This window comes from Streptomyces sp. NPDC059788, from assembly GCF_042732265.1.
GTDB lineage: Bacteria > Actinomycetota > Actinomycetes > Streptomycetales > Streptomycetaceae > Streptomyces.
The window spans coordinates 27,667-51,640 of record NZ_JBHWHY010000050.1 but is presented as its reverse complement, the minus strand read 5'-3'; the positions used below and the strand labels follow the sequence as shown (position 1 = coordinate 51,640).

13 protein-coding genes are annotated in these 23,974 nt (G+C 72.3%); 6 read left to right on the top strand and 7 right to left on the bottom strand.

Going from position 1 to position 23,974, the window contains the following annotated elements:
- Positions 1-522 precede the first annotated feature (522 nt).
- Entirely contained in the window at positions 523-5,499 is a 4,977-nt protein-coding gene (locus tag ACFV57_RS33950) for an NAD-glutamate dehydrogenase (RefSeq protein WP_385240101.1), read from the top strand.
- Positions 5,500-5,692: 193 nt separating this feature from the next.
- On the opposite strand, the gene ACFV57_RS33945 is transcribed toward ACFV57_RS33950, so the two are convergent.
- Complete coding sequence (locus ACFV57_RS33945; protein ID WP_385240099.1) at positions 5,693-6,508, bottom strand: ABC transporter ATP-binding protein; 816 nt, start codon at positions 6,506-6,508, stop codon at positions 5,693-5,695.
- Positions 6,501-7,436, bottom strand: a complete 936-nt coding sequence (locus ACFV57_RS33940) for an ABC transporter permease (protein WP_385240097.1) — start codon at positions 7,434-7,436, stop codon at positions 6,501-6,503. Before ACFV57_RS33940 ends, ACFV57_RS33945 begins: the two co-directional genes overlap by 8 nt.
- A gap of 271 nt (positions 7,437-7,707) precedes the next feature.
- Between ACFV57_RS33940 and ACFV57_RS33935 the strand changes: the two genes are divergently transcribed.
- The gene (locus ACFV57_RS33935; RefSeq protein WP_385240095.1) at positions 7,708-8,349 is read left to right on the top strand and encodes a TetR/AcrR family transcriptional regulator; all 642 of its coding nucleotides are present in this window, start codon (positions 7,708-7,710) and stop codon (positions 8,347-8,349) included.
- Between the two features lie 207 nt (positions 8,350-8,556).
- Positions 8,557-10,770: a PIG-L family deacetylase gene (locus ACFV57_RS33930; protein WP_385240093.1), complete on the top strand. Its 2,214-nt coding sequence runs from the start codon at positions 8,557-8,559 to the stop codon at positions 10,768-10,770.
- Here ACFV57_RS33930 and ACFV57_RS33925 read toward each other — a convergent pair.
- The 3 genes from ACFV57_RS33925 to ACFV57_RS33915 form a co-directional block, all read right to left on the bottom strand.
- Positions 10,740-11,333 (bottom strand): GtrA family protein, encoded by a 594-nt coding sequence (locus tag ACFV57_RS33925; RefSeq protein WP_385240091.1) that lies wholly within the window; start codon positions 11,331-11,333, stop codon positions 10,740-10,742. The two genes, ACFV57_RS33930 and ACFV57_RS33925, sit on opposite strands and share 31 nt — an antisense overlap.
- A complete protein-coding gene (locus tag ACFV57_RS33920) occupies positions 11,330-12,301 on the bottom strand; it encodes a glycosyltransferase family 2 protein (protein WP_385240090.1) in 972 nt (323 codons plus the stop codon). The genes ACFV57_RS33925 and ACFV57_RS33920 overlap by 4 nt, the downstream gene beginning before the upstream one ends.
- Positions 12,302-12,383: 82 nt before the next feature.
- Positions 12,384-15,272, bottom strand: coding sequence for a YfhO family protein (locus ACFV57_RS33915; RefSeq protein WP_385240089.1), 2,889 nt, complete (start codon positions 15,270-15,272; stop codon positions 12,384-12,386).
- 215 nt (positions 15,273-15,487) lie between these two features.
- Between ACFV57_RS33915 and ACFV57_RS33910 the strand changes: the two genes are divergently transcribed.
- The 3 genes from ACFV57_RS33910 (at position 15,488) to ACFV57_RS33900 (ending at position 20,815) form a co-directional block, all read left to right on the top strand.
- Positions 15,488-18,463: a CDP-glycerol glycerophosphotransferase family protein gene (locus ACFV57_RS33910; RefSeq protein ID WP_385240088.1), complete on the top strand. Its 2,976-nt coding sequence runs from the start codon at positions 15,488-15,490 to the stop codon at positions 18,461-18,463.
- A complete protein-coding gene (locus ACFV57_RS33905) occupies positions 18,450-19,604 on the top strand; it encodes a glycosyltransferase (protein WP_385240087.1) in 1,155 nt (384 codons plus the stop codon). Before ACFV57_RS33910 ends, ACFV57_RS33905 begins: the two co-directional genes overlap by 14 nt.
- Positions 19,605-19,669: 65 nt before the next feature.
- The gene (locus ACFV57_RS33900) at positions 19,670-20,815 is read left to right on the top strand and encodes a glycosyltransferase family 2 protein (protein ID WP_385240085.1); all 1,146 of its coding nucleotides are present in this window, start codon (positions 19,670-19,672) and stop codon (positions 20,813-20,815) included.
- Between the two features lie 48 nt (positions 20,816-20,863).
- On the opposite strand, the gene galE is transcribed toward ACFV57_RS33900, so the two are convergent.
- Together galE and ACFV57_RS33890 are read right to left on the bottom strand one after the other, a co-directional pair.
- On the bottom strand, positions 20,864-21,841 hold the full coding sequence (galE, locus tag ACFV57_RS33895; protein ID WP_385240083.1) for a UDP-glucose 4-epimerase GalE: 978 nt from the start codon (positions 21,839-21,841) through the stop codon (positions 20,864-20,866).
- Positions 21,842-22,006: 165 nt separating this feature from the next.
- A complete protein-coding gene (locus ACFV57_RS33890) occupies positions 22,007-23,650 on the bottom strand; it encodes a glycosyltransferase (RefSeq protein WP_385240081.1) in 1,644 nt (547 codons plus the stop codon).
- Positions 23,651-23,974 lie beyond the last annotated feature (324 nt).

The following is a 23,974-nucleotide window of genomic DNA, read 5'->3' as shown; positions in this document are numbered from 1 at the left end:
GCGTACCCCGCGCGGACGTGCCGTTCGTCACATCCGCGCGGTGGCGATCCGCTCCTCGGTGTCCCGCTCAACGTCCTCCGGATCGTCGTGCTTGCCAAGCCCCCGCGGGATACCGTGGGATTCCAGGGGTGGCGCCGCGCCGTCGCGTCGCTGTCCGGATCGTCAAATTTCGGCTAGTGGTTTTGTACACAGCTGGACCATGACGGCACCCCCGCGGAGAGCGATAGCCTTACATCGTGATCAGCGCGATAACCCGCGGGGGCATCGAGGCCTCCGTCGTGCGCCCGGGACAGCACAGTGACCGGGCGGCCGCTGATCGTTGCGACCGGGACCCCACGCCGACTCCGACCGGGTCGGTGCCGTGTGGTCCGGTCATCGCTCATCGCGGTACAGCGTCGTTTCCGACCGGACACTTCCCCGCGTTGCGTCGGGGAAATCCGCACGGTTCGTGCCGGTGCTGTGCAGCTTCCACGGAGTTCATCCACGACGTCACGCAACGGCGCGCGACAGGAGCCAGAGGACATGCAGACCAAGCTGGACGAAGCCAAGACCGAGCTGCTCGCGAGGGCTGCCCGGGTCGCTGAAAGCAGCCCGGCCGGAGGACAGGCACCGGTACAGGGCCTCGACCCGGACACCCTCCTGGGATACCTCCAGCGCTACTACCTGCACACCGCGCCGGAGGACCTGACCGGCCGCGACCCGGTCGATGTCTTCGGCGCCGCGCTCTCCCACTACCGCCTGGCCGAGAACCGCCCGCAGGGCACCGCGAACGTACGGGTGCACACGCCGACGGTCGAGGAGAACGGCTGGACGTGCAGCCACTCCGTGGTCGAGGTCGTCACCGACGACATGCCGTTCCTGGTGGACTCGGTCACCAACGAGCTGTCCCGCCAGGGCCGCGGCATCCACGTCGTGATCCACCCGCAGGTGATCGTCCGCCGTGACGTGACCGGCAAGCTGATCGAGGTCCTCGACAACTCGTGCGATCTGCACGGCCGGACCGGCAAGGACAAGGCGGGCAAGGGCAAGGGCCGGGACCTGCCGCACGACGCGCTGATCGAGTCCTGGATCCATGTCGAGATCGACCGGGAGACCGACCGCGCCGACCTCAAGCAGATCACCGCCGACCTGCTGCGGGTGCTGTCCGACGTACGGGAGGCCGTCGAGGACTGGGAGAAGATGCGCGACTCCGCGCTGCGCATCGCCGACGAGCTGCCCACCGAGCCGACCGCCGACGACCTGCGCGACCAGGAGGTCGACGAGGCCCGTGAGCTGCTGCGCTGGCTGGCCGCCGACCACTTCACCTTCCTCGGCTACCGCGAGTACGAGCTGACCTCGGCCCCCGGCGAGTCCGGCACCGAGGAGGACGTGCTGACCGCCGTGCCCGGCACCGGCCTGGGCATCCTGCGCTCCGACCCCGCGCACAGCGAGGGCGACGACGGCCACCCCGTCTCGCCGTCGTTCAACCGGCTCCCCAAGGACGCGCGCGCCAAGGCCCGCGAGCACCGGCTGCTGATCCTGACCAAGGCCAACAGCCGCTCCACCGTGCACCGCCCCTCCTACCTCGACTACGTGGGCGTCAAGAAGTTCGACGCCCAGGGCAACGTCGTCGGTGAGCGCCGCTTCCTCGGCCTGTTCTCCTCGGCCGCGTACACCGAGTCCGTACGCCGGGTGCCGGTCATCCGCCGCAAGGTCGCCGAGGTCCTGGACGCCGCCGGCTTCACCGCGAACAGCCACGACGGCCGCGACCTGCTCCAGATCCTGGAGACCTACCCGCGCGACGAGCTGTTCCAGACGCCCGTCGACCAGCTGCAGTCCATCGTCACCAGCGTCCTGTACCTCCAGGAGCGCCGCCGGCTGCGGCTGTATCTGCGCCAGGACGAGTACGGGCGCTACTACTCGGCGCTGGTCTACCTGCCGCGCGACCGCTACACCACCGGCGTACGGCTGCGGCTGATCGAGATCCTCAAGGAGGAACTGGGCGGCACCAGCGTCGACTTCACCGCCTGGAACACCGAGTCGATCCTGTCCCGGCTGCACTTCGTCGTGCGCGTCGAGCCCGGCGCGGCCCTGCCGGACCTCACCGACGCCGACGCCGAGCGCATCGAGGCGCGCCTGGTCGAGGCCGCCCGTTCCTGGGCCGACGGCTTCGCCGAGGCGCTGACCGCCGAGGTCGGCGAGGAGCGCGCCGCCGAGCTGCTGCGCCGCTACAACCACGCCTTCCCCGAGGGCTACAAGGCCGACAACCCGCCGCGCAGCGCGGTCGCCGACCTCCAGCACCTGGAGAAGCTGGCCCCGGCCGCCGGCAAGGACTTCGAGGTCAGCCTGTACGAGCCGGTCGGCGCGGGCCCCGACGAGCGCCGTTTCAAGATCTACCGCACGGGTGAGCCGGTCTCCCTGTCCAAGGTCCTGCCGGTGCTGAACCGTCTCGGCGTCGAGGTCGTCGACGAGCGTCCGCACGAGCTGCGCTGCACCGACGCCAGCGCCGCCTGGATCTACGACTTCGGGCTGCGCATCCCCGAAAGGATGAACGGCGACGACGCGCGCGAGCGGTTCCAGGACGCCTTCACGGCGGTGTGGACCGGCCGGGCGGAGAGCGACAACTTCAACAAGCTGGTCCTGCGGGCCGGGCTGAACTGGCGCCAGGCGATGGTGCTGCGCGCGTACGCCAAGTACCTGCGGCAGGCCGGTTCGACCTTCAGCCAGACGTACATGGAGGACACCCTCTCCAACAACGTCCACACCACCCGGCTGCTGGTCAGCCTCTTCGAGGCGCGGATGTCCCCGGAGCGGCAGCGGGCCGGCACCGAGCTGACGGACGGGCTGCTGGAGGAGCTGGACGGCGCGCTGGACCAGGTCGCGAGCCTGGACGAGGACCGCATCCTGCGGTCCTTCCTCACCGTCATCAAGGCGACGCTGCGCACGAACCACTACCAGAAGAACAGCGGCAGCGAGCCGCACGCCTACCTGTCGATGAAGCTCGACCCGCAGGCCATCCCGGACCTGCCGGCGCCGCGCCCGGCGTACGAGATCTGGGTGTACTCGCCGCGTGTCGAGGGTGTCCACCTGCGCTTCGGCAAGGTCGCGCGCGGTGGTCTGCGCTGGTCGGACCGGCGCGAGGACTTCCGCACGGAGGTGCTCGGCCTGGTCAAGGCGCAGATGGTCAAGAACACCGTCATCGTGCCGGTCGGCGCCAAGGGCGGCTTCGTCGGCAAGCGGCTGCCGGACCCGTCGGCGGACCGCGACGCGTGGCTGGCCGAGGGCATCGCCTGCTACAAGACGTTCATCTCCGGCCTGCTGGACATCACCGACAACCTCGTCGCGGGCGAGGTCGTGCACCCCGCCGACGTCGTGCGGCACGACGAGGACGACACGTATCTCGTCGTCGCGGCCGACAAGGGCACCGCGACGTTCTCCGACATCGCCAACGAGGTCGCCGAGTCGTACGGCTTCTGGCTCGGCGACGCGTTCGCGTCCGGCGGCAGCGCCGGGTACGACCACAAGGGCATGGGCATCACCGCCCGCGGCGCCTGGGAGTCGGTCAAGCGGCACTTCCGCGAACTGGGCGTCAACACCCAGACCGAGGACTTCACCGTCGTGGGTGTCGGCGACATGTCCGGTGACGTGTTCGGCAACGGCATGCTGCTCAGCGAGCACATCCGGCTGGTGGCCGCCTTCGACCACCGGCACATCTTCATCGACCCGACCCCGGACGCGGCGACCTCCTACGCCGAGCGCCGCCGCCTGTTCGAGCTGCCGCGCTCCTCGTGGGCGGACTACGACACCGGCCTGCTGTCGCAGGGCGGCGGCATCCACCCCCGTACCGCCAAGTCCATCCCGATCAACGCGCAGGTCCGGGCCGCCCTCGGCCTGGAGGCGGGCGTCAAGAAGATGACGCCGGCCGACCTGATGCGGGCCATCCTCCGGGCGCCGGTGGACCTGCTGTGGAACGGCGGCATCGGTACGTACGTGAAGTCGTCGGCCGAGTCGAACGCGGACGTGGGTGACAAGTCCAACGACGCGATCCGCGTCAACGGCGAGGACCTGCGGGTCAAGGTCGTCGGCGAGGGCGGCAACCTGGGCCTGACCCAGCTCGGCCGGATCGAGTTCGCCCACAACGGCGGCAAGATGAACACCGACGCGATCGACAACAGTGCCGGTGTGGACACCTCCGACCACGAGGTGAACATCAAGATTCTGCTCAACTCGGTCGTCGCCGACGGCGACATGACGGTCAAGCAGCGCAACAAGCTGCTGGCCGAGATGACCGACGAGGTCGGCGCGCTGGTGCTGCGCAACAACTACGCGCAGAACACCGCGCTCTCGCTGGCCCAGGCGCAGTCCGCCAGCATGCTCTCGGCCCAGCAGCGCTTCATCCGCCGCCTGGAGCGCGACGGGCACCTGGACCGGGACCTGGAGTTCCTGCCCAGCGACCGCCAGATCAAGGAACGGCTGAACGCCGGGCGCGGCCTGACCCAGCCCGAGACCGCCGTGCTCCTCGCCTACACGAAGATCACGGTCGCCGACGCGCTGATCCAGACCGGGCTGCCGGACGACCCGTACCTCCAGCACCTGCTGCACGCGTACTTCCCCACCGCGCTGCGCGAGAAGTTCGCCGAGCAGATCGACGCGCACGCGCTGCGCCGCGAGATCGTCACCACCGTCATGGTCAACGACACCGTCAACTCCGGCGGTACGAGCTTCCTGCACCGGATGCGGGAGGAGACCGGCGCCGCGCTGGAAGAGGTCGTACGGGCGCACACCGCGGCGCGGGCGATCTTCGGGCTCGGGAACGTCTGGGACGACGTCGAGGCCCTCGACAACGCCGTGGCCGCCGACGTGCAGACCCGCATCCGGCTGCACTCGCGGCGCCTGGTGGAGCGCGGCACCCGCTGGCTCCTCAACAACCGGCCGCAGCCGCTGGAACTCTCCGAGACCATCGGCTTCTTCGCCGACCGGGTCGCCGAGGTCTGGACCGAACTGCCCAAGCTGCTGCGCGGCAGCGACCTGGAGTGGCACCAGCGCATCCTCGACGAGCTGGCCGAGGCCGGTGTGCCGGTGGCGCTGGCCACGCGGGTGGCCGGGTTCTCCTCGGTCTTCCCGGCGCTGGACATCGTGGCCATCGCGGACCGCACCGGCAAGGAGCCGCTGGCCGTCGCCGAGGTCTACTACGACCTGGGCGACCGGCTGCGGATCAACCAGCTCCTGGACCGCATCCTGGAACTGCCGCGCAACGACCGGTGGCAGTCGATGGCCCGCGCCTCCATCCGCGAGGACCTGTTCGCCGCGCACGCCGCGCTGACCGGCGACGTGCTGTCGGTGGGCAGCGACTCCGCGACGCCGGAGGAGCGGTTCAAGGCGTGGGAGGAGAAGAACGCGGCGATCCTCGGCCGCGCGCGGACCACGCTGGAGGAGATCCACGGGTCGGAAGGGTTCGACCTGGCGAACCTGTCGGTCGCCATGCGGACCATGCGCACGCTGCTGCGTACGCACAGCTGACGCTTCGCACGTCGTGACGGCGGCGCGGTCCGGCACTGCCGGGCCGCGCCGCCGCGGTTTCGGGCGGCCGGGCCGCGCCGCCGCGTTTCCGGGGGCCGGTCACTCGGGTGCCGGGGCCTTCCGGGCGTCGTGCTCTTCGTACGTCGTGCTCTCCGTACGTCGTGCCGCCCGGGCGTCCTGCCACCCGGGCGCCCTATCTGCCGGAGTTCTCGTACGCCGTGACGACCTCCTCCGTGGGGCCGTCCATGACCAGTTCGCCCTTCTCCAGCCACAGCACCCGGTCGCAGGTGTCCCTGATCGACTTGTTGTTGTGGCTGACCAGGAAGACCGTGCCGGCCTCTTCCCGGAGTTCGCGGATCCGGGCCTCGGAGCGCTGCTGGAAGGACCGGTCGCCGGTGGCCAGCGCCTCGTCGATCATCAGGACATCGTGGCTCTTCGCGGCGGCGATGGAGAAGCGCAGCCGGGCCGCCATGCCGGAGGAGTACGTGCGCATCGGCAGCGAGATGAAGTCGCCCTTCTCGTTGATGCCGGAGAAGTCGACGATGTCCGGGTAGCGGGCGCGGACCTCCTCGCGGGACATGCCCATGGCGAGCCCGCCCAGGACGACGTTGCGCTCGCCGGTCAGGTCGTTCATCAGGGCCGCGTTCACGCCCAGCAGGGACGGCTGGCCGTGGGTGTAGACGCGGCCGGCGGCGGGCGGGAGCAGACCGGCGACGGCACGCAGCAGCGTGGACTTCCCCGAGCCGTTGGAGCCGATCAGGCCGATCGCCTCACCCTTGCGGGCGACGAAGGTGACGCCCTTGACGGCGTGCACCTCGCGCACCCCGGCGGCAGGCCCGCGGCGGACCAGCCGCTGGAGGGCCGCCGTCGCGCTGCCCTTTCCGCTGCCGCCGCCGTGCACCTTGTAGACGATGTGGACGCTGTCGCAGATCACGGTGGGGGCGCGGTCGTCGGCGGGGGCGGTCGCGCCGACGGTCGCGGGGGCGCGTTCGATGGTGGTCTCAGCCACGGCCGTACTCCTCCTCGGCCTTCCAGAAGAAGACGTATCCGGCGACGCCCGCCAGCAGGGCCCAGCCCAGGGCCAGCGGCCACACGTGCGGCGGCAGGTCGTGGGCGCGCACCGTGTCGATCAGGGCGTAGCGCATCAGGTCGATGTAGATCAGGGCGGGATTGCAGTTCAGGGCCACGGAGACCAGGTGGGGCGCGCTGCTCGTGAAGGCGGAGAGGTTGTAGAAGACGCCGGAGACGTACATCCAGGTGCGCAGCACGAACGGCATCAGCTGCGCGGTGTCGGTGGTCCTGGCGCCGATCCGGGCCATGACCAGGGCGAGACCGGTGTTGAAGACCGACTGGAGCAGCAGGGCGGGGACCATCAGCAGCCAGTGCCACGTCAGCGGTACGCCGCAGATCAGCACGATGGCCGCCAGCACCCCCATGGAACAGATGAGCTGCTGGAGCTGGATGAGGGTCTGCGCGACGGGCAGCGCGGCCCGCGGGAAGTGCAGGGCGCGGACCAGGCCGAGGCTGCCGGAGACCGCGCGGGTGCCGGCCAGGACCGTGGACTGGGTGAACGTGAAGACGAAGATGCCGGTGCACAGGAACGGGATGAAGTTCGGGATGCCGCGGCTGGTGTGCAGCAGCACGCCGAAGATCAAGTAGTAGACGCCGGCGTTGAGCAGCGGGGTCATCACCTGCCACAGCTGGCCGAGGCGCGCCGTGGTGTACATGGCGGTCAGCCGGGCGGTGGCGAAGGACGCGATGAAGTGGCGGCGCGCCCACAGGCGGCGGGTGTACTCGCGGAGCGGGGGCCGGGCGCCGCTGACGGTCAGCCCGTACTGCTCCGCCAGCGCGCGCAGGCCGGGGTCGGGCGGGGCGGCGGCCGGGACCGCTGGTGACGCCCCGGCGGCGTGGGCCGGTGGGGCGAGGGTCTGGGTCATGAGGGCGGTCGCCTCCGGGTGGGTGACGGGGGAGGGGCGTGCGGGAGATGGGGTGTGCGGGAGAGGCCGTACGAGGGCGCGCGTACGGGTGCGGCGTGTGCGGGCGGGCGGGGCGCGCGCGTCGGGGCGCGGCGCCCGCCCGCACGGTCCGGCGAGGGTCGACGAGGACGGCCGCGACGATAGAACGGTCCCGTATCGTCGCTACGTCGCCGAGCGTACGACCGCGTGACGTCGAAACGCAACCGTTGCGTCGCGACGCTAGGATCAAGGCATGGCAAAGGACGGCAGTGAAGTGACTCAGGCGACCAGGGTGCCGGGCGTGCCGGGCGGGCGCCGGGCGCCGGCCGGTGCCGCCGTGCTGCGCGAGGAGAAGACCGAGGCGATCCGCGCCGCGGTCTTCGAGGAGCTGGCGGCGGTCGGGTTCGCGCGGATGTCGATCGAGGGCATCGCCCGGCGGGCCGGTGTAGGCAAGACCGCCGTCTACCGGCGGTGGCGCTCCAAGCTGCACCTCGTGCTGGACGTGGTCTCGGCGGTGGCCGCCGAGGGGCTGCCGTCGCCCGACACCGGATCGCTGCGCGGCGACGTGCGGACGCTGCTGGAGGTCGCGGCCCGCGCGCTGCGGCACCCCATGGCGTCGCAGATCATCCCGGACCTGCTGGCGGAGGCGGCGCGTAACCCGGAGATCGCCGAAGCGCTGCGGACCGCCCTGCTCGACAGTCAGCAGGGCGTCGCGGCGGCGATGGTGGCCCGCGCGGTGGAGCGCGGCGAACTGCGGCCGGACGCCGACGCGCGTCTGGCGCTGGACCTGATGACCGGGCCGCTGTACTGGCGGCTGATGGTCGTCCGCGACGAACTCCCGAAGAGTTACCTGGACGAGCTGGCCCTCGCGGTGGCGTCGGCGCTGGAGGCGTAGGCCGGGAGCGGTTCCCACGCCGCGGCCGGGGAAGCGTCGCGGCCCAGGAAATATGGACTAATCGGGCGAGCGGTGCAGACCGGGCAACCGAATACTGAGGTGGTGCATCTAGCGAGGTGACTCATCCCGGTGTGAGTCGATTTGTTGCGACTTGGGCGCTGCCGGGCGCCATGGAGGACCAGCGCTGTGCCGACGCACCCGCCCCGTATGTCCCGACGGCGTCTGCTCCAGGCCGCCGGTGGCACAGCGGCGGCGGTCACGGCCGGGGCCGGGGCCTGGGCCTGGCTGGGGCCGCGGGTGCCGTTGTCCCAGGCCGCCGGTCCCGCGCTGGAGCAGGAGGCCGCCGCGTCGGGCGCGGATCAGGCGTTCCTGCACGTCATCGCGCACGCCGACGACTCGCTGTACTTCATGAACCCGGCCCTGGAGCAGTCGGTGCGCGCCGGCGCCCGTTCGGTGACGGTGTGTCTGACCGGCGGCGAGTCCGACGGCCGGAACACCGCCGAGCACGACCGCGGGGACCGGGTGCCGCCGCGCGACCGCGCCGCGTTCGCGCGGGCCCGTACCAACGGGCTGCGGGCCGCGCACGCGCTGATGGCCACCGGCGACCCGCTCAGCCCCTGGGACGTGGAGGCCATCTCCCTGCTGCCCGGCTTCCAGGTCGAGATCCAGACGCTGCGCGCCGCGCCGCACAACCAGCTCGTCTTCATGGAACTGGTGGAGGCGCGGACCGTCTCCGTGCCCCGCGCGCGCAGCCTGCGCGGGCTGTGGCTCGGCGCCACCGACGCGCTGCCCACGCTGCGCCCGGCGGGCACCCCCGTACAGCGCACCTTCGAGTACACCCGCGAGCAGGTCGTCGAATCGCTGATCGCGCTCCTGGAGCGGGTGCGGCCCACCGTGGTGCGCACCCTCGACCCGAACGCGGTGCACGCCCCGCACCAGCCGCCGCCCACCGACGACCCCAGGCTGCGCGGATTCCTGTACTACGACCATCAGGACCACATCAGTTCGGCGTACTTCGCACAGGCCGCGCTGGCGGGCTACTGGGGCCGCGCGCACACCCGCCCCACCGTCGTGGAGAGCTACCTCGGGTACGAGGCGGGCGTGCTGCCCAACAACGTCGATCTGCCGACCGCCCGCCGCAAGGGCGAACTGCTGTCCGTCTACGGATGGGCCGACGGCCGCGACTGCGGTGACCGGGCGGGCTGCGGCGACCGCAAGGTGGGCGGCTCGGCGTTCGACGGCTGGTCGCGCAACTGGACCCGCAGCACCCGGCTGCGCGCCCCCGGCTCGAACAGCTGGCTGCGCCCCCTGAAGGACGGCCGGCTCGCCGCCTTCGCCGTCCTGGACGGCACCGCCGTGTGCTGGGCCGAGACCGCGCCGGGCAACGGCACCTTCAGCGGCCCGCACCGGCTCGGTGGCGGCTTCCTCCAGGGGCAGATCCACGTCGTGAGCCACCCCGGCGGCGCCCTCCAGCTCTTCGCCTCCCGTACGGTGCTGCCCGCGCGCAACCACGCGCACCGCCGCGAACTGCTCACCGCCCTCCAGAACGGCACCGCCCGGAACGGCGTGCCGACCTTCGGCGCGTGGGAGTCGCTGGGCGTCCCGGACGCCGCCCCGGTCAAGTCCCTGGAGACGGGCTTCCCGGCCGCCGCCGTCGACCAGGACGGCACGGTGCACGTCTTCGCCCGCGACTGGCGGGGCGGCATCGGCTACCGCAGCGGCGCGCAGGGCGGGGACTGGTCGCTGTGGCGGCGCCTGGAAGCGCCGACGGCCCCCGGCGGCCCGGCGGGCCGCGTGCCGGGCGTCGTCGACGGGCTGGACGCGTGCGTGGACTCCGAGGGGCTGGTCCACGTCGTCGCGCCCAGCGACAAGGCCGTACACCACTGGGTGTCCGGGGAACCGGGGCGGATACCCGAGCCCACCGGGGACTGCGGCCTGCCCGGGCCGGCGGGCCCGCTGAGCCTGGTGCCGCTGGGCGACGGGGCGGTGCGTCTCGCGTACCGGCAGAGCGCCACCGCGCGGGTGCTGCTCGCCGAGCGGCGGCCGCGGCCCGGGTCCTGGCGGCTGGCGGCGCGGTACGAGCCGGTCGGCGGGTACGGGCGGGTGGCCGCGGCGGCCGTCGGCAAGCCCGCGCGGACGGTCGTGCTCGCGGGGCGGGACGACGCGGGCCTGCTGCGGTACGCGCTCGGCGACGCGGGGCAGGACTCGCCGGGCCGCTGGCTGACCGGGAAGGTGCCGCACTCGGGAGCGGCGGCCGTCGGGCAGGACACCGACGGGCGGGCGGTGCTGGCCGTTCTCGGCAACGACGGGCGGCTGCACGTGGTGCGGCAGCGGGACGCGGGGGCGGACGGCCCGTTCCAGGCGTGGACGGTGCAGCCGGCCCGGCGCGGTCAGACCGGCCCGGCGGAACGCGCCGGCTGAACCTCGTCGCCCGTACGGTCGGCCGTGTGGTCAACGGAGCGGCCGGCCGTCGCGTCACCCGTACGGCTCTCCCTGTCCCGTACGGGCACCGGCTTTCCCGGCACGAGGATGCGGGTGGACACCAGATAGGTGAACGGGATCGCGATCACCGCCGCGACCAGGGGGGCGACGCGGGTGCCCAGCCCGCACCAGCTCACCAGCGCGACCAGGCCCGCGCTCTGCACCAGGTAGTTGGTGACCTGCGTCAGCGGGAAGAGCAGGAACTTCTTCCAGCTGGGCCGGGTGCGGTAGGTGAAGTAGGTGTTCAGGAAGAACGAGCCCACCATGCTGAACAGGAACGCGATCGTGTACGCGGCGAAGTACGGCATCCAGGGGTGCAGCGCCAGGTAGCAGGCGTAGAACGTCAGCGTGTTGACGCCGCCGACGACGGCGAAGCGCAGCAGCCTGCCGAGCTGGAAGCGGCTCACCCGGAAGCGGCCCGTCCCGAAGCGGCTCACCCGGAAGCGGCTCATCCCGAAGCGGCTCACCCGGAAGCGGCCCGGTCCGTGCGGTCGACGGGTCATCGGCGGGCCCGGCCGGCGACCCGGGCCGTCGGGGTGTGCGTGGGCGTCGTCCCGTTGGTCTCCTTGACCAGGAAGTGCGGGCGCCGCTTGGTCTCGTAGTAGATGCGGCCGATGTACTCGCCGATCAGGCCGAGCATCACCATCTGGAGGCCGCCCAGGCCCACGATGATCGCCACCAGCGTCACATAGCCGGGCGCGGTGATGCCGCCGGCGACCGCGGCGCCGACGATCCACAGGGCGTACCCGGCGGCCAGCGCGGCCAGGCTCAGGCCCGCGTAGATCGCCACCCGCAGCGGGCGGCTGTTGAAGGAGATCATGCCGTCGATGCCGTAGTTGACCAGGGAGCCGAAGCGCCACTTGGTCTCGCCCCCCTCGCGCCGGGCGTTGCGGTAGTCGAACGTGACGGTGTCGAAGCCTATCCAGGAGAACAGGCCCTTGGAGAAGCGGTTGTACTCGGGCAGCGAGACCAGCGCTTCCACGGCGGTGCGCGACAGCAGCCGGAAGTCGCCGACGCCGTCGGTCAGCTCCACGTCCACCCACTTGTTGATCGCGCGGTAGTACAGCCGGCTGCACACGCTGCGCAGCGGCTTGTCGCCCTCCCGGCTGCGCTTGGCGATGACCTGGTCGTGGCCGAGCTGGTAGAGGTCGAGCATCTTCTCGATGAGCTGCGGCGGGTGCTGGAGGTCGGCGTCCATGAGGATCACGGCGTCGCCGGTGGCCTCCTTCAGGCCCGCGAGCATCGCGGACTCCTTGCCGAAGTTACGGCTGAAGGAGAGGTAGCGGGTGGTGGGCCGGTGCTGCTGGGCGAGGGTGCGTATCCGGTGCAGGGTGCCGTCGCGGCTGCCGTCGTCGACGTAGCACAGCTCGTATTCGACGGCGAGCGCCGAGAGCACCTGGCGGATCTCCTCGTCGAAGCGGCCGATGACTTCCTCTTCGTCGTAGCAAGGGACGACGACCGAGAGCTTCATGAAGGTGCCCTTTCGCCGGGGCGGAGCGCGACGTGGTGAGCCACCACGCCCCAAGCAGCAATTCTACTAATCAGATGAAATGTCACGATTTGGGGATAGAGGCCGCGCTGCCCCGTCCGCCCCCGCGCCGCCGCACCGCGCAGGCCCCGGCCACGACCGCCAGCACCACCACCGCGGCGCCGCTCGCCGCCAGGCCCGGCAGCAGTCCGGGCGGGCGGTAGGAGCAGTCCAGCCGCGTGGCACCCGCTCCGAGCGGGACGGCGATCAGACCGCCGAACGAGTGCGGGGCGCGGGCGGCGCCGCCGTCCACCCGGCAGCTCCAGCCGGTGACGGCCGGGACCGCGACGACGGCCGTGCCGGTGCTGCGCGCGGGCAGTTCGGCGGACAGCCCGTGCCCGCTCGACGACAGGCGCACCGGAGCCTGCTCGCGCAGGCCGGCGACGGCGGCCGCCAGCTTCTTCGGGTCCAGGCAGCCGAGCGGGTGCTCCGGGACGCGCTGGGCCTTCGGGTTGCTGAAGGACACCGTCAGCCGCCCGTCGGCCGGAACCCTGCCCAGGCCCTTGAGCGGGTTCGCGGTCGTCTCCCGGATGCCGAACCCCGGGGAGGTACGGCCGTTGGCGCGGACCTTGCCGTGGTACCAGGGCGCGTACCAGAAGACGGCGGAGCCCGGCGCGCACTGCGCCGTGAAGACGGCCGCGCCGCCCCGCCGGGTGGCCGGCAGCCGCCACTCCCCGTCGGCCAGGCGCGGCACCGGACGCACCGACCCGCCCGAAGAGCCGGGCGCGGAGGGGCCGGGGGAGACGGAGCCGGACGAGCCGGACCCGGACAGCCGCCCGGCCCCGAAAGGCCCTGTTCCGAAAGGCCCCGTTCCGAAGGGCCCCGTTCCGAAAGGCCCCGTTCCGAAAGGCCCCGCCACCGAATGGCTGCCCGCCGCCGGCCCGCCCCCGGCGCCGCCGACCCCCGCACCCGTCGGGCGCAGCGCGGGCACCTCGTACACCCGTGCCCCCAGCAGCCGCTCCTGGCGGGCGAAGACCGTGCCGCCGCCGACCCGCGGATCGGCGCGTACGTCGATGCCCCGCGCGGCGGCCCCGCGCCGCCGCTGGTCGAGGCCGTCCGCCGACAGGCCGGGCCGTACGGTCAGCAGGGGCGCGGCGGCGGCCCGTCCCACGTCGACCGGGCCTGCCTGGGGACCGGTCCGGAAGCTGCTCACGCCCATGATCGCGCGGCTGACGGGGTCCTCGACGCTGCGCGTGTGACGGCCGTGGATGTACCAGCCGCCGCCCATCTCGCGCAGCGTGCGCGCGGTCCGCTCGGGCAGGTAGCTGCTGTAGTACGAGCCGCCCTCGCCGCCCAGCAGCAGGGGGTCGTTGTTGGCGAACTCGTGCGGGCCGGGGTCGGTGCGCGAGCGCGGCCAGTCCTCGTGTTCCCCGATGTCCCGGCGGGCCGCGAGGGTCCGGTCGTCGAGGGTGATCTTCGGCCCCCACCATGGGAGCTTGTCCCGTACAGCCGTCACGGAGAACGCCGCGTAGGCCGAGCCGAGGAAGACCGCGCAGGTCAGCACGGCGGCGACGGCGATACGCGCGGTCCGGTGCGCACGGCGCCCGGCCAGTGCCAGGAGCGCGGCGAGCACCACGGCGCCGCAGCCCGGCACCAGAATCCAGGTGGCCGGCCCGACCGCGCCGCGGCCGTGGCACAGCGCGGCGAGCAGGGCCACCAGCACACCGCCGGCCGCCAGTTCGCGCGGGCGCGGCCGGTGTGCCAGCGCCAGCCAGGCGATGATCACCAGGAGGGCGCTCAGGACGAAGGAGGCGCGGTACGGGCTGCCGTTGGGGACCGCCAGGCCGTGCCAGAGCAGCAGCGTCGGCTTCCACACGAAGGAGACCGCGACGCAGGCGGCCAGCCCGCACCAGACGGCACGCGCGCGGACGGGGACGGCGCGGACGAACGGGAAGGCCGCCACCAGCAGCAGCCCGAGCATCCCGATGAACAGGTGCGGCGCGGGCACCGAGCCGCGCCCGCCGGGCAGCAGCTCCGCCAGGAAGTCCAGCGTGGGCGGGCGCCCCCGGTAGACGGCCTCCGGGGCGGGCCGGGACGCCTTGCTGGCCTTGAGGGTGACGGTGATGGCGGGCGCCGCCAGCAGGATGCCGGTCAGGGCCATGGCGGCGGCGCGGGCCAGTGCGCGCAGCCGGTGCCGTACGGAGAGGTCCGTGGCGAGCAGCAGGCGTACGGCGAGCACGAGCGCCATGGCGAGGGTGGCCATTGCCGCCGTGTAGAAGTTCCCGGCCCAGGACACGCCGACGAGCAGGGTGCCGGCGGCCCAGCGGCGGCGGTGCAGGCACCAGTCGGCGGCGATGCCGGTCAGGGGCAGCGAGACCAGGCCCCACATCCACATGGGGTCGGCGGCGCCGTCGCTGACGACCCAGGCGCAGGTGCCGTAGCCGACCGCGAGCAGTGCGCGCAGCCAGGGCGAGCCCGGGTGCACCCGTCCGAGGAAGACGGTCATCAGCGCCGTGCCGAGCCCGATGCAGCCCAGCGTGACGAGGAACACCGGCAGCTCGGCCAGCTCGCGGGGGAAGAGGCCGACGAGCCAGGAGAACGGGTTCATCAGATAGGTGAGGAAGTCGGCGAGGAAGGGGACGCCGTAGCCGCTGTTCCAGTTGAAGGCCAGGTCACCGGTGGTGCTGCCGTGCAGCAGGTCCCACAGATGGGCGTGGAACGGTACGAACTGATTTCCGAGGTCGTTGACGGCGCGTGAGCGGGTACCGAACGGATAACTGCCCAGCATCGTCATACCGAGGCAATAGGCCCCCATGGCCAGCAATGCCGCGAAAGGCGGCGCAAACCGTGAGGTGGCCGGGTGTTTCGCCGGTGCGGTCAGCGTCTTGATGGTCACTTTCACGGGGCGCCGCGCTTCCCTGCTCACCTGCATCATGTACGAGTAGATGCCGCTTTTGGGTGATCCGTTCCTCATATACGGAATGTCGTGACCTGGTGATGGATGCGGGGGATCGTCCTGGGGCTGGGAGTCCTACCGTAAGCCAAAATGTCCGCAATAATGCGGTTTGACAAGAGGAAGCTGCGGCGGCGAACGTGCGCTCGTGCGCCGGTCGGCGGCGTGCCGGGCCGGTCGCGGACCAAGGTAGCTTTGGGGTCCCGCAGCGCTATGAAAAGAGGATTGGGGTGCCCGTGCCTGACGTCTCCGTAGTCGTGATCGTCTACAACGACGCCGACCGGCTACCGACGGCCGTCCGGTCCGTACTGGACCAGACGCTCCACGGAGTCGAAGTTCTGATCGTGGACGACTGCAGCACGGACAGATCCTTCGAGGTGGCCCAGCAGCTCGCCGCCGAGAACCCGGACCGGGTGCGGGCGCTGCAGCTGCCGGAGAACAGCGGTGGCTGCGGAGCACCCCGCAACCACGGTGTCCAGCACGCCGCCGGCGCGTACGTGATGTTCCTGGACAGCGACGACGTGCTGGAGCCGAACGCCTGCCGCAACATGCTGGAGGCGGCCGAGCGCACCGGCGCCGACCTGGTCTCGGGCATGTGCGTACGGGTCAACGTCGACTCCCGCAACCAGAAGCAGACCGAGTGGTACCCCTGGCTGTACTCCCGCACCCGCACCCTTGAGTCCGTCTCCGAGCTGCCCGACCTCCTGGTCTTCGACACGCTCTCGACGAACAAGTGCTACCGGCGCGAGTTCCTCCTGGAGGCCGGGCTGGTCTTCCCCGTCGGCATCCACTACGAGGACCTGCTCTTCTCCGCCCAGGCGTACGTGGCGGCCAAGCGGATCACGCTGATCCCCAACCACGTCTACTTCTGGAACGTCTTCGAGAAGGCCGCCACGAAGTCGATCAGCAACCGGCGCCACGAGATCGCCAACTTCGCGCACCGCATGGAGATCCACCGCCGGGTGGACGAACTGCTGGAGCGCGAGGGCCTGACCGAGCTGAAGTTCCACAAGGACGTCAAGTTCCTCAAGCACGACCTCGTGCTGCATCTGCGTGATCTTCCGCTGCTGGACGAGGACTACCGCCGCGAGTTCGCGGCGATGGCCAACGGCTATCTCGCCGGCATCGCCCCCGAGGCGTACGAACGCGTCCAGCGCATCCAGGCGATCTGCGCCTACCTCCTGGCCAAGGAGGACTGGCACAACCTGATGCCCGCGGTCGACACCCTCATCAACCGCGACAAGCTCTCCTCGCCGCTCGCCGAGCACGACGGCCGCATCTACTGGTGCGCCGAACACCTCGACGACCCCGAGGGCCGCCGCGTCCTGGACGTCACCGACGCCGGCTACCACACCCGCTCGGTCGGCAAGCTCTTCCTGCGCAACCAGCTCACCTCCTACGAGGACGACGGCCGCGGCACGGTCAGGCTGGCCGGCACGGTCGTCAACCCGCTCGGCAAGGTCACCTCCGCCACCCCGCTGCGCGGCCGGCTGGAGCTCAAGGCCCGCCGCAAGAGCCTGCAGGAGTTCTCCTTCCCGCTGGCCTCGCTGCGCATCGCCGAGGACGGCCTGCACTGGGACGCCGAACTGGACCTGGCCCGGCGGCTGCGCCCGCTCGGCGTCATCGACGCCGTCTGGGACGTCCGGCTGGTCCTCGACGTGGACGGCGTCACCACCCGCACCCGCCTGACCGTCGGCGGCGTCGACCTGGACAGCGCCCACGCGCTGCGGGTCCGCCCCCGCCTGACCCGGCTGGTCTCCGACCGCGTCGAGCCCGCGGCCTCCAAGCGCGGCCACCTCACCTTCGTCCTGGACGCCCAGGGCAAGGCCGCCAAGCGCACCAACGAGGTGCTGCGGCAGGCACTGCGCAGCCCCGCCGCCGACCTCGCCAAGAGCGGCGTGCGCAAGGCCCGCAAGGCCAAGCGCGACCTGAACTCCGGCGAGACCAAGCTGCGCGTCTACCACGAGGTGTTCAGCAAGCTGCCCGTCCACAAGGGACTGGTCGTCTTCGAGAGCCACCTCGGCAAGCAGTACAGCGACAGCCCCCGCGCCATCTACGAGGAGATGCGCCGCCAGGGCGTCGACTTCGAGGCCGTATGGGCCTACGACGGCAAGAAGCCGGACGGCTTCCCCAAGGACGCCACCCTCGTCAAGCGCTGGAGCTGGCAGTACCTGCGCGCCCTCGCCCAGGCCGAGTTCTGGATCGACAACCAGGGCTTCCCGCTGCGGCTGGTCAAGCGCCCGGAGACCACCTACATCCAGACCTGGCACGGCTCCGCCCTCAAGCGCATGGGCTTCGACGAGCCGCGCCTGAAGCTCCAGTCGCGGGCCGCCAAGGAGGAGTTCCAGAAGGTCCTGGAACGCTTCGACCACTTCCTGGTCCGCTCCGAGCACGACGTACGGACCCTGGCCCGCGCCTTCCGGCTGCGCGACGAGGTGCTGCTGCGCAGCGGCTACCCGCGCAACGACGCGCTGGCCGCCACCCGCCGCGCCGAGGAGGCGAGCGGCGTGCGCGAGCGCGGCCCGCTCGCCGCCGAGCTGGGCATCCCCGAAGACAAGACCGTGCTGCTGTACGCGCCGACCTTCCGCGCCAACGCCAACGGCTCGGTACGCGGCTTCGAGCCGCCCTTCGACGTGGACGAGTTCGCCGACCGCTTCGGCGACCGCTTCGTGCTGCTGATGCGCTCGCACTACCTGAACAACGTGGTGCTGCCGCCGTCCGTCCGCGGCAAGGTCATCGACGTCACCGCCCACCACGACATCACGCCGCTGCTCCAGCTGGCCGACGGCATGATCACGGACTACTCCTCCGTGATGTTCGACTACGCGCTGCTCGACCGGCCGATGCTGTTCTTCGCGTACGACTACGACGAGTACGCCAACGAGGCGCGCGGCACCTACTTCGACCTCAAGGAGAAGGCGCCGGGCCCGGTACTGGGCACGGCCGAGGAGCTGTTCGAGGCGATCGAGGGCCTCAAGGCGGCCGACGACACGCACCGCGCGGCCCGGCGCGCCTTCACCGCCGAGTTCGGCGAGTACGACCAGGGCGACGCGGCCCGCGTGATCGTCGAGCGGTTCTTCGGCGGCGCGGCCACCGGCCACGCCGCGGACGGCGGCCCGGCGCTCGGCGGCGCCCTGCCCGGCCCCACCGTCATCAGCGGCTCCGCGCACAGCGGTCCTTCCGTGAAGGGGGAAGCCCATGACCGGGCGTGACATCTTCTTCGTCTCCAACAACGTCGACGAGATGGGCGGGGTGACCACCTGGTCCCACCAGATGGCCCGGCTCTTCACCGACCGCGGCCACCGCGTGCACGTCATCGGCGTCGTACCGGCCCCGGAGGAACTGCGCGCCGGCCTCGGCGACGACCTCCCGTACCGCACCACGACGCTGTACGACGAGCACCCGCCCAAGGCCGTACCGGCCGCCCGCGGCATCAAGGGCCGGCTGAACGTCGCCGAGCAGCGCCGCCGCGCCGCCCGCCAGGCCGGGATGCAGGAGCAGGCCGACAAGCTCAGCGCGCTGTTCCGCGCCGCCCGGCCCGGCGGCGTGGTCATCGTGACGCAGGTGTGGGCCATGGAGTGGGTGAACCTCGCCGACACCGCCGGGCTGGCGGTGGTCGGCATGACCCACGAGTCCTTCGACGCCTGCCGCAAGTCCTCGCGCTTCGGCCGGGTCAAGAAGTACTACAAGGACGTGGACCGGCTGCTCGCCCTCACCCGCGAGGACGCCGACCTGTGGATCCGCCAGGGCATGGACAACGCGGACTTCATGCCCAACCCGCTGCCGGTGACGCCCGAGGTGCCCTCCGACCGCACCGCCGAGGTCGTCGCCAGCATCGGCCGGCTCTCCGACGAGAAGGGCGTCGACCTGCTCCTGGACACCTGGGCCGCGGTCGCGCCGGACCACCCCGGCTGGACGCTGCGGATCTACGGCTCCGGCGAGGACGAGGAGATCCTCAAGAAGCAGGCCGCCACGCTCGGGCTGAACGACTCGGTCGCGTTCATGGGCCGTACCGACGACGTGGCCGGCGCGCTGCGCGAGGCGTCCGTCTTCGCCCAGTCCTCCCGGGCCGAGGGCTTCCCGCTCTCGCTCATGGAGGCGATGGCCAGCGGCGTGCCGTGCGCGGCCTTCGACTGCGCGCCCGGCGTCCACGAGATCGTGCGGGACGGCGAGGACGGCCTGCTGGCCGTGGTCGGCAACACCACCGAACTGGCCCGGCACATCGACGCGCTGATCTCCGACAAGGAACTGCGCGACCGGCTCGGTACGGCGGCGCGGGAGAACGTGCAGCGTTACTCGACCGACCGCATCACCAAGCGCTGGGAGGACCTCTTCGCCCTGCTGGAGCGCTGAGGCCCGCCGGACCGGCCCCGCACGCCGCGGGGCCGGTCCGCACCGCACGACGGAAGAGGCACACCATGGCACCGGACCGTCCCCCGGACACCGGCGGCCCGGTGCCCCGTGAACCGGCCGTCTCGGTCGTCGTGCCCGTCCACAACACCCGCCGCTACCTCGACCGCTGCCTCGGGTCCGCCTTCGCCCAGAGCCTCGGGCCGGACGCCGTCGAGATCATCGCGGTGGACGACGGGTCCGACGACGGCAGCGGCGGGTGGCTGGACGAACAGGCCCGTACGCACCCGAACCTGACGGTGGTCCACCAGCCGCCGTCCGGCGGCGCCGGACGGCCGCGCAACGTCGGCATGGACCGCGCCCGCGGCCGGTACCTCTTCTTCCTCGACTCCGACGACCACCTCGGCACCGAGGCACTGGAACGGCTCACCGCGCTGGCCGACACCCACGGCTCGGACGTCGTCTACGGGCGCATAGTCGGCGCCGGCGGGCGCGCCGCCCCCGTCGACCTGCACACCACCAGCGCCCGCGTCACGCCCTTCGACTCGCCCGTCTACTGGACGCTGGCCGCCTACAAGCTCTTCCGCCGCGCCTACGTGCAAAAGCGGGAGCTGCGCTTCGTCGAGGGCCGGCTGCTGGCCGAGGACCTGCCCTTCGGCATCGGGGCCCTGCTCGGCGCGGAGACGGTCTCCGTACTGGGCGACTACGACTGCTACTACCTCCACGGCCGCGACGACGACAGCAACGCCAGCCGCCAGGACCTCGACTGGGCCGAGCACCTCGGCTACATCGCCACCGTGCTCGCCCGGGTCGCCGACCTGGTGCCGCCGGGCCCGGACCGCGACACGCTCATGGTCCGCCACTTCCACGGCGAGATCCTCGCCCAGTTCGCCGCGCCGTACCTCGCCCGGGACGCCGAGGGGCGCCGCGCCATGGCGAAGGCCGCCCGCCCGCTGGTCGAGGCCTACCTCACCGAACGGGTGCTGGCCGCCCTCCCGCCCCGGCTGCGGCTGCGCGCGCACTGCCTGCGCACGGGGCGGGTGGCGGAGCTGGACGAGGTCGTACGCGCGGACACGGAGCGGGAACTGGGGCCGCCGGTGGCCGGTGGCGACGGCCGGGAGTACGCCGCGTACCCGTACTTCCGCGACCCGGGGCGCGGCATCCCGGACGCCTGCTACGAGCTGCGGCCGGCGGGGCCCGCGGAAACGGGCTGAAAAGCCGTACGCCCCCGGCGGACCGGGGGCGTACGAAGGGGCGGTGGATCAGGCGCCGGCGCGGTGGTGCTGCCAGCCCTGCCAGGCCGAGGTGATCATGTCGCGTACGTCGTGGCGGGCCTTCCAGCCCAGCTCGTCGGCGATGCGGTCGGCGGCGGCGACGACCCGGGCCGGGTCGCCGGGGCGGCGCGGGGTGACCTCGGCGACCGCGTCGGTGTGGCCGGTGATCTCGTTGATCAGGTCGACCATCTCCTTGACGGAGACGCCCTCGCCGCGGCCGATGTTCAGCGTCAGGTCGCGCACCGGGCCGGGCTCGGCCAGCTTGCGGGCGGCGGCCAGGTGGGCGTCCGCGAGGTCGGCGACGTGGATGTAGTCGCGGATGCAGGTGCCGTCCGGCGTCGGGTAGTCGTCGCCGAAGATCCGCGGCGACTCGCCGTCGGTGAGCTTCTCGAAGACCATCGGGACGATGTTGAAGACGCCCATGTCGGCCAGCTCGGGGGTGGCGGTGCCGGCCACGTTGAAGTAGCGCAGGCACGCGGTGTTGATGCCGTGCGCCTTGCCCGCGGCGCGCGCCATCCACTCGCCGACGAGCTTGGTCTCGCCGTACGGGTTGATCGGCGAGCAGGGGGTGTCCTCGGTGACCAGGTCCACGTCCGGCATCCCGTAGACCGCGGCCGAGGAGGAGAAGACGAACTGGCCGACGCCGCCCGCCGCCATGGCTTCCAGCAGCGTCTGGAGGCCGTGCACGTTCTCGCGGTAGTAGTGCAGCGGCATCTCGACGGACTCGCCGACCTGCTTCTTCGCGGCCAGGTGCACGACGCCGGTGATGCCGTGCTCGGCGATCGCGCGGTCCAGCAGCTCGCGGTCCAGCGTGGAGCCGACCACCATCGGGACGCCCTCGGGGACCCGGGCGGCCACGCCCGTGGAGAGGTCGTCGAGCACCACGACCCGCTCGCCCGCCTGCGTCATGGCCCGTACGACGTGGGCGCCGATGTAGCCGGCGCCGCCCGTGATCAAGTAAGACATCTCGCCATCCTAAGGTGGTCGTTCCTGGTCGGGTGGAGCAGGTGCGGACGCCGGCGGGCGCCGCCCCGGGGGCCGTACGGCGGCGTCCGGCGCGCTGACCGGGGCCGTCGCGGGGCCCCCGCAGCGCCGTGCCCGGCCGCCGCCGGCCGGGCCGCTGTGATGTGACTAACGGCCGCGCCCGCGCGCGCGGCGCAGCTTGCGGGCCGCGATCTGCCACGCGGTACGCATTCCGGACGCCATACGCAGCGCCAGCGCGCCCCCGGTGGTCGCGTACGGCTGCGCCAGCAGCAGGCCGTGCCGGGCGCTGGGCAGCGCGTGCCGCCGCAGCCCGGGGCCGGTGGCCCGCAGCGCGCCGTGCAGCTCGGAGCCGTCCGCGCAGCGCACCCTGGCGGTCAGGTCCCACGGGTCGGGGGCGCCGGTGCCGCCCCGGGGGATCAGGGCGCCGAGGTCGAGCGGCGTCTCGGCCGTCCAGCCGCGCCCGGCCGGGTCCGGGGTGAGCGCGGCGGTGTGTACGGGCCCGCGGCGGCCGTCCGCCCGGCGGCGCAGCTCCACCTCGATGCCGGCCGGCGAGGCGGCGCCGACCCGCCCGTACAGCTCGTGCAGACGCAGCCGCAGCACGGGCCGGGTGCCGAGGACCGGCTCGGCGTCGATGGTCACCGGCAGCTGCTCGGACGGCAGCGCGTCCAGGCCGTCCAGCTCGACGCCGGGCAGGTCGCGCGACCACACGGGCCGCTCGCCGTCGCTCGCGTACGGCGGCAGCAGGCGGCCGGGGCGGGCGGCGAGCTGGGTGAGCCGGTCCAGGTCCACCGGCGTCCCGGAGGCGAGCAGCACCCGGGCGAGCCAGCGGGCCGGCGCGGTGGCGGCGAGCAGCTCGCTCTCCTCGAAACCGGCCAGGTACGCGCGGGTCAGCCGCCACCACTCCTGCCGGTGGTCCGCGCCGCGGGTGTGCAGCTCCCGGACGTACATCCGCAGGTCGTGGTCGAGGAACTTGGTGCGCGCCGCGTGCGCGAGCCCCTTGTGCCCGGCGTCGGCGAAGATGCGCACGCTGGTGCGGTGCGCCTCGATGCGGGCCTGCCAGTTGGCGACGTCCTTGCGGTCCAGCGAGATGGACTGCTTGGCGGCGCTGCGCCGCACGTGCCAGACATAGACCTCGTCGGGGATGATCGCGAGGCTTGGGGCGGCGGCCAGCACCCGGGAGATGAAGACGAAGTCCTCGTAGGTGAAGCGGCCGTCGGGGAAGAGGACGCCGTGGTCGAGGAGGAAGGCCCGGTCGTAGAGCTTGTTGACGCACAGGGTGTCGCCGACCAGCTCGGGGTGGTCGGTGACGGGCGTGCGCAGGGCGGGCTCGCGGTAGAGGTCCGGCTGCCAGGGCACCTCGCGCGGGCCGGGCAGCTCACGGCGTACGCACAGGCCGGCCGCGACCGGCGTGCCGTGGCGCAGCGCCGCGTCCAGCAGCGCGTCGACGGCGCCGGCGGGCAGCACGTCGTCGCTGTCCAGGAACATCACGAAGCGGCCGGTGGCCGCCCGCAGCCCGTCGTTGCGGGGCGTGCCGCAGCCGCCGCTGTTGTCCTCGCGGTGGATCACCCGCAGCCGCCGGTGTTCGCGCGCGAGCTCGTCCAGGACCTGGCCCGTGCGGTCGGTGGAGGCGTCGTCGACCGCGATCACCTCGGCGATCGCGTCCCCCTGCGCCAGCGCGGAGCGCACCGCCCCGCCCACCAGCGCGGCGTCGTTGTAGGCGATGACGACGACGCTGACCTGCGCGGACCCAGGGATGGCAGACCCCGGCCGCGGCTCTGGGGCTTCGTTCACAGTCACTACATCTACATTTCGTGTCGGTGTGGTCGGCGCCGGCGGGCCCCGTGGCTCCCGCCTCCTCGGTACGGACACCGGAAGCCGGCGCACGGTTGCGTGCACGCCCCTGCTCCGGGCCATCTTGCCGTCCCGCGCCCCGGGGCCGGAACCAGGGCCCCGCATACCGTCCCTCCCCGGCCCGCCGCGGCACGTGGCTCAACTCGCCCCGCACCGGCGGGTCACCGGCCGTGGGCCGAACGGGTGACAGGCGCAATCGACAGTACGTAGCCGCATGGTTACGCTCTGCGTCCGTTCCCCGTGTTCTCGTCCGCGAGCCCCGAC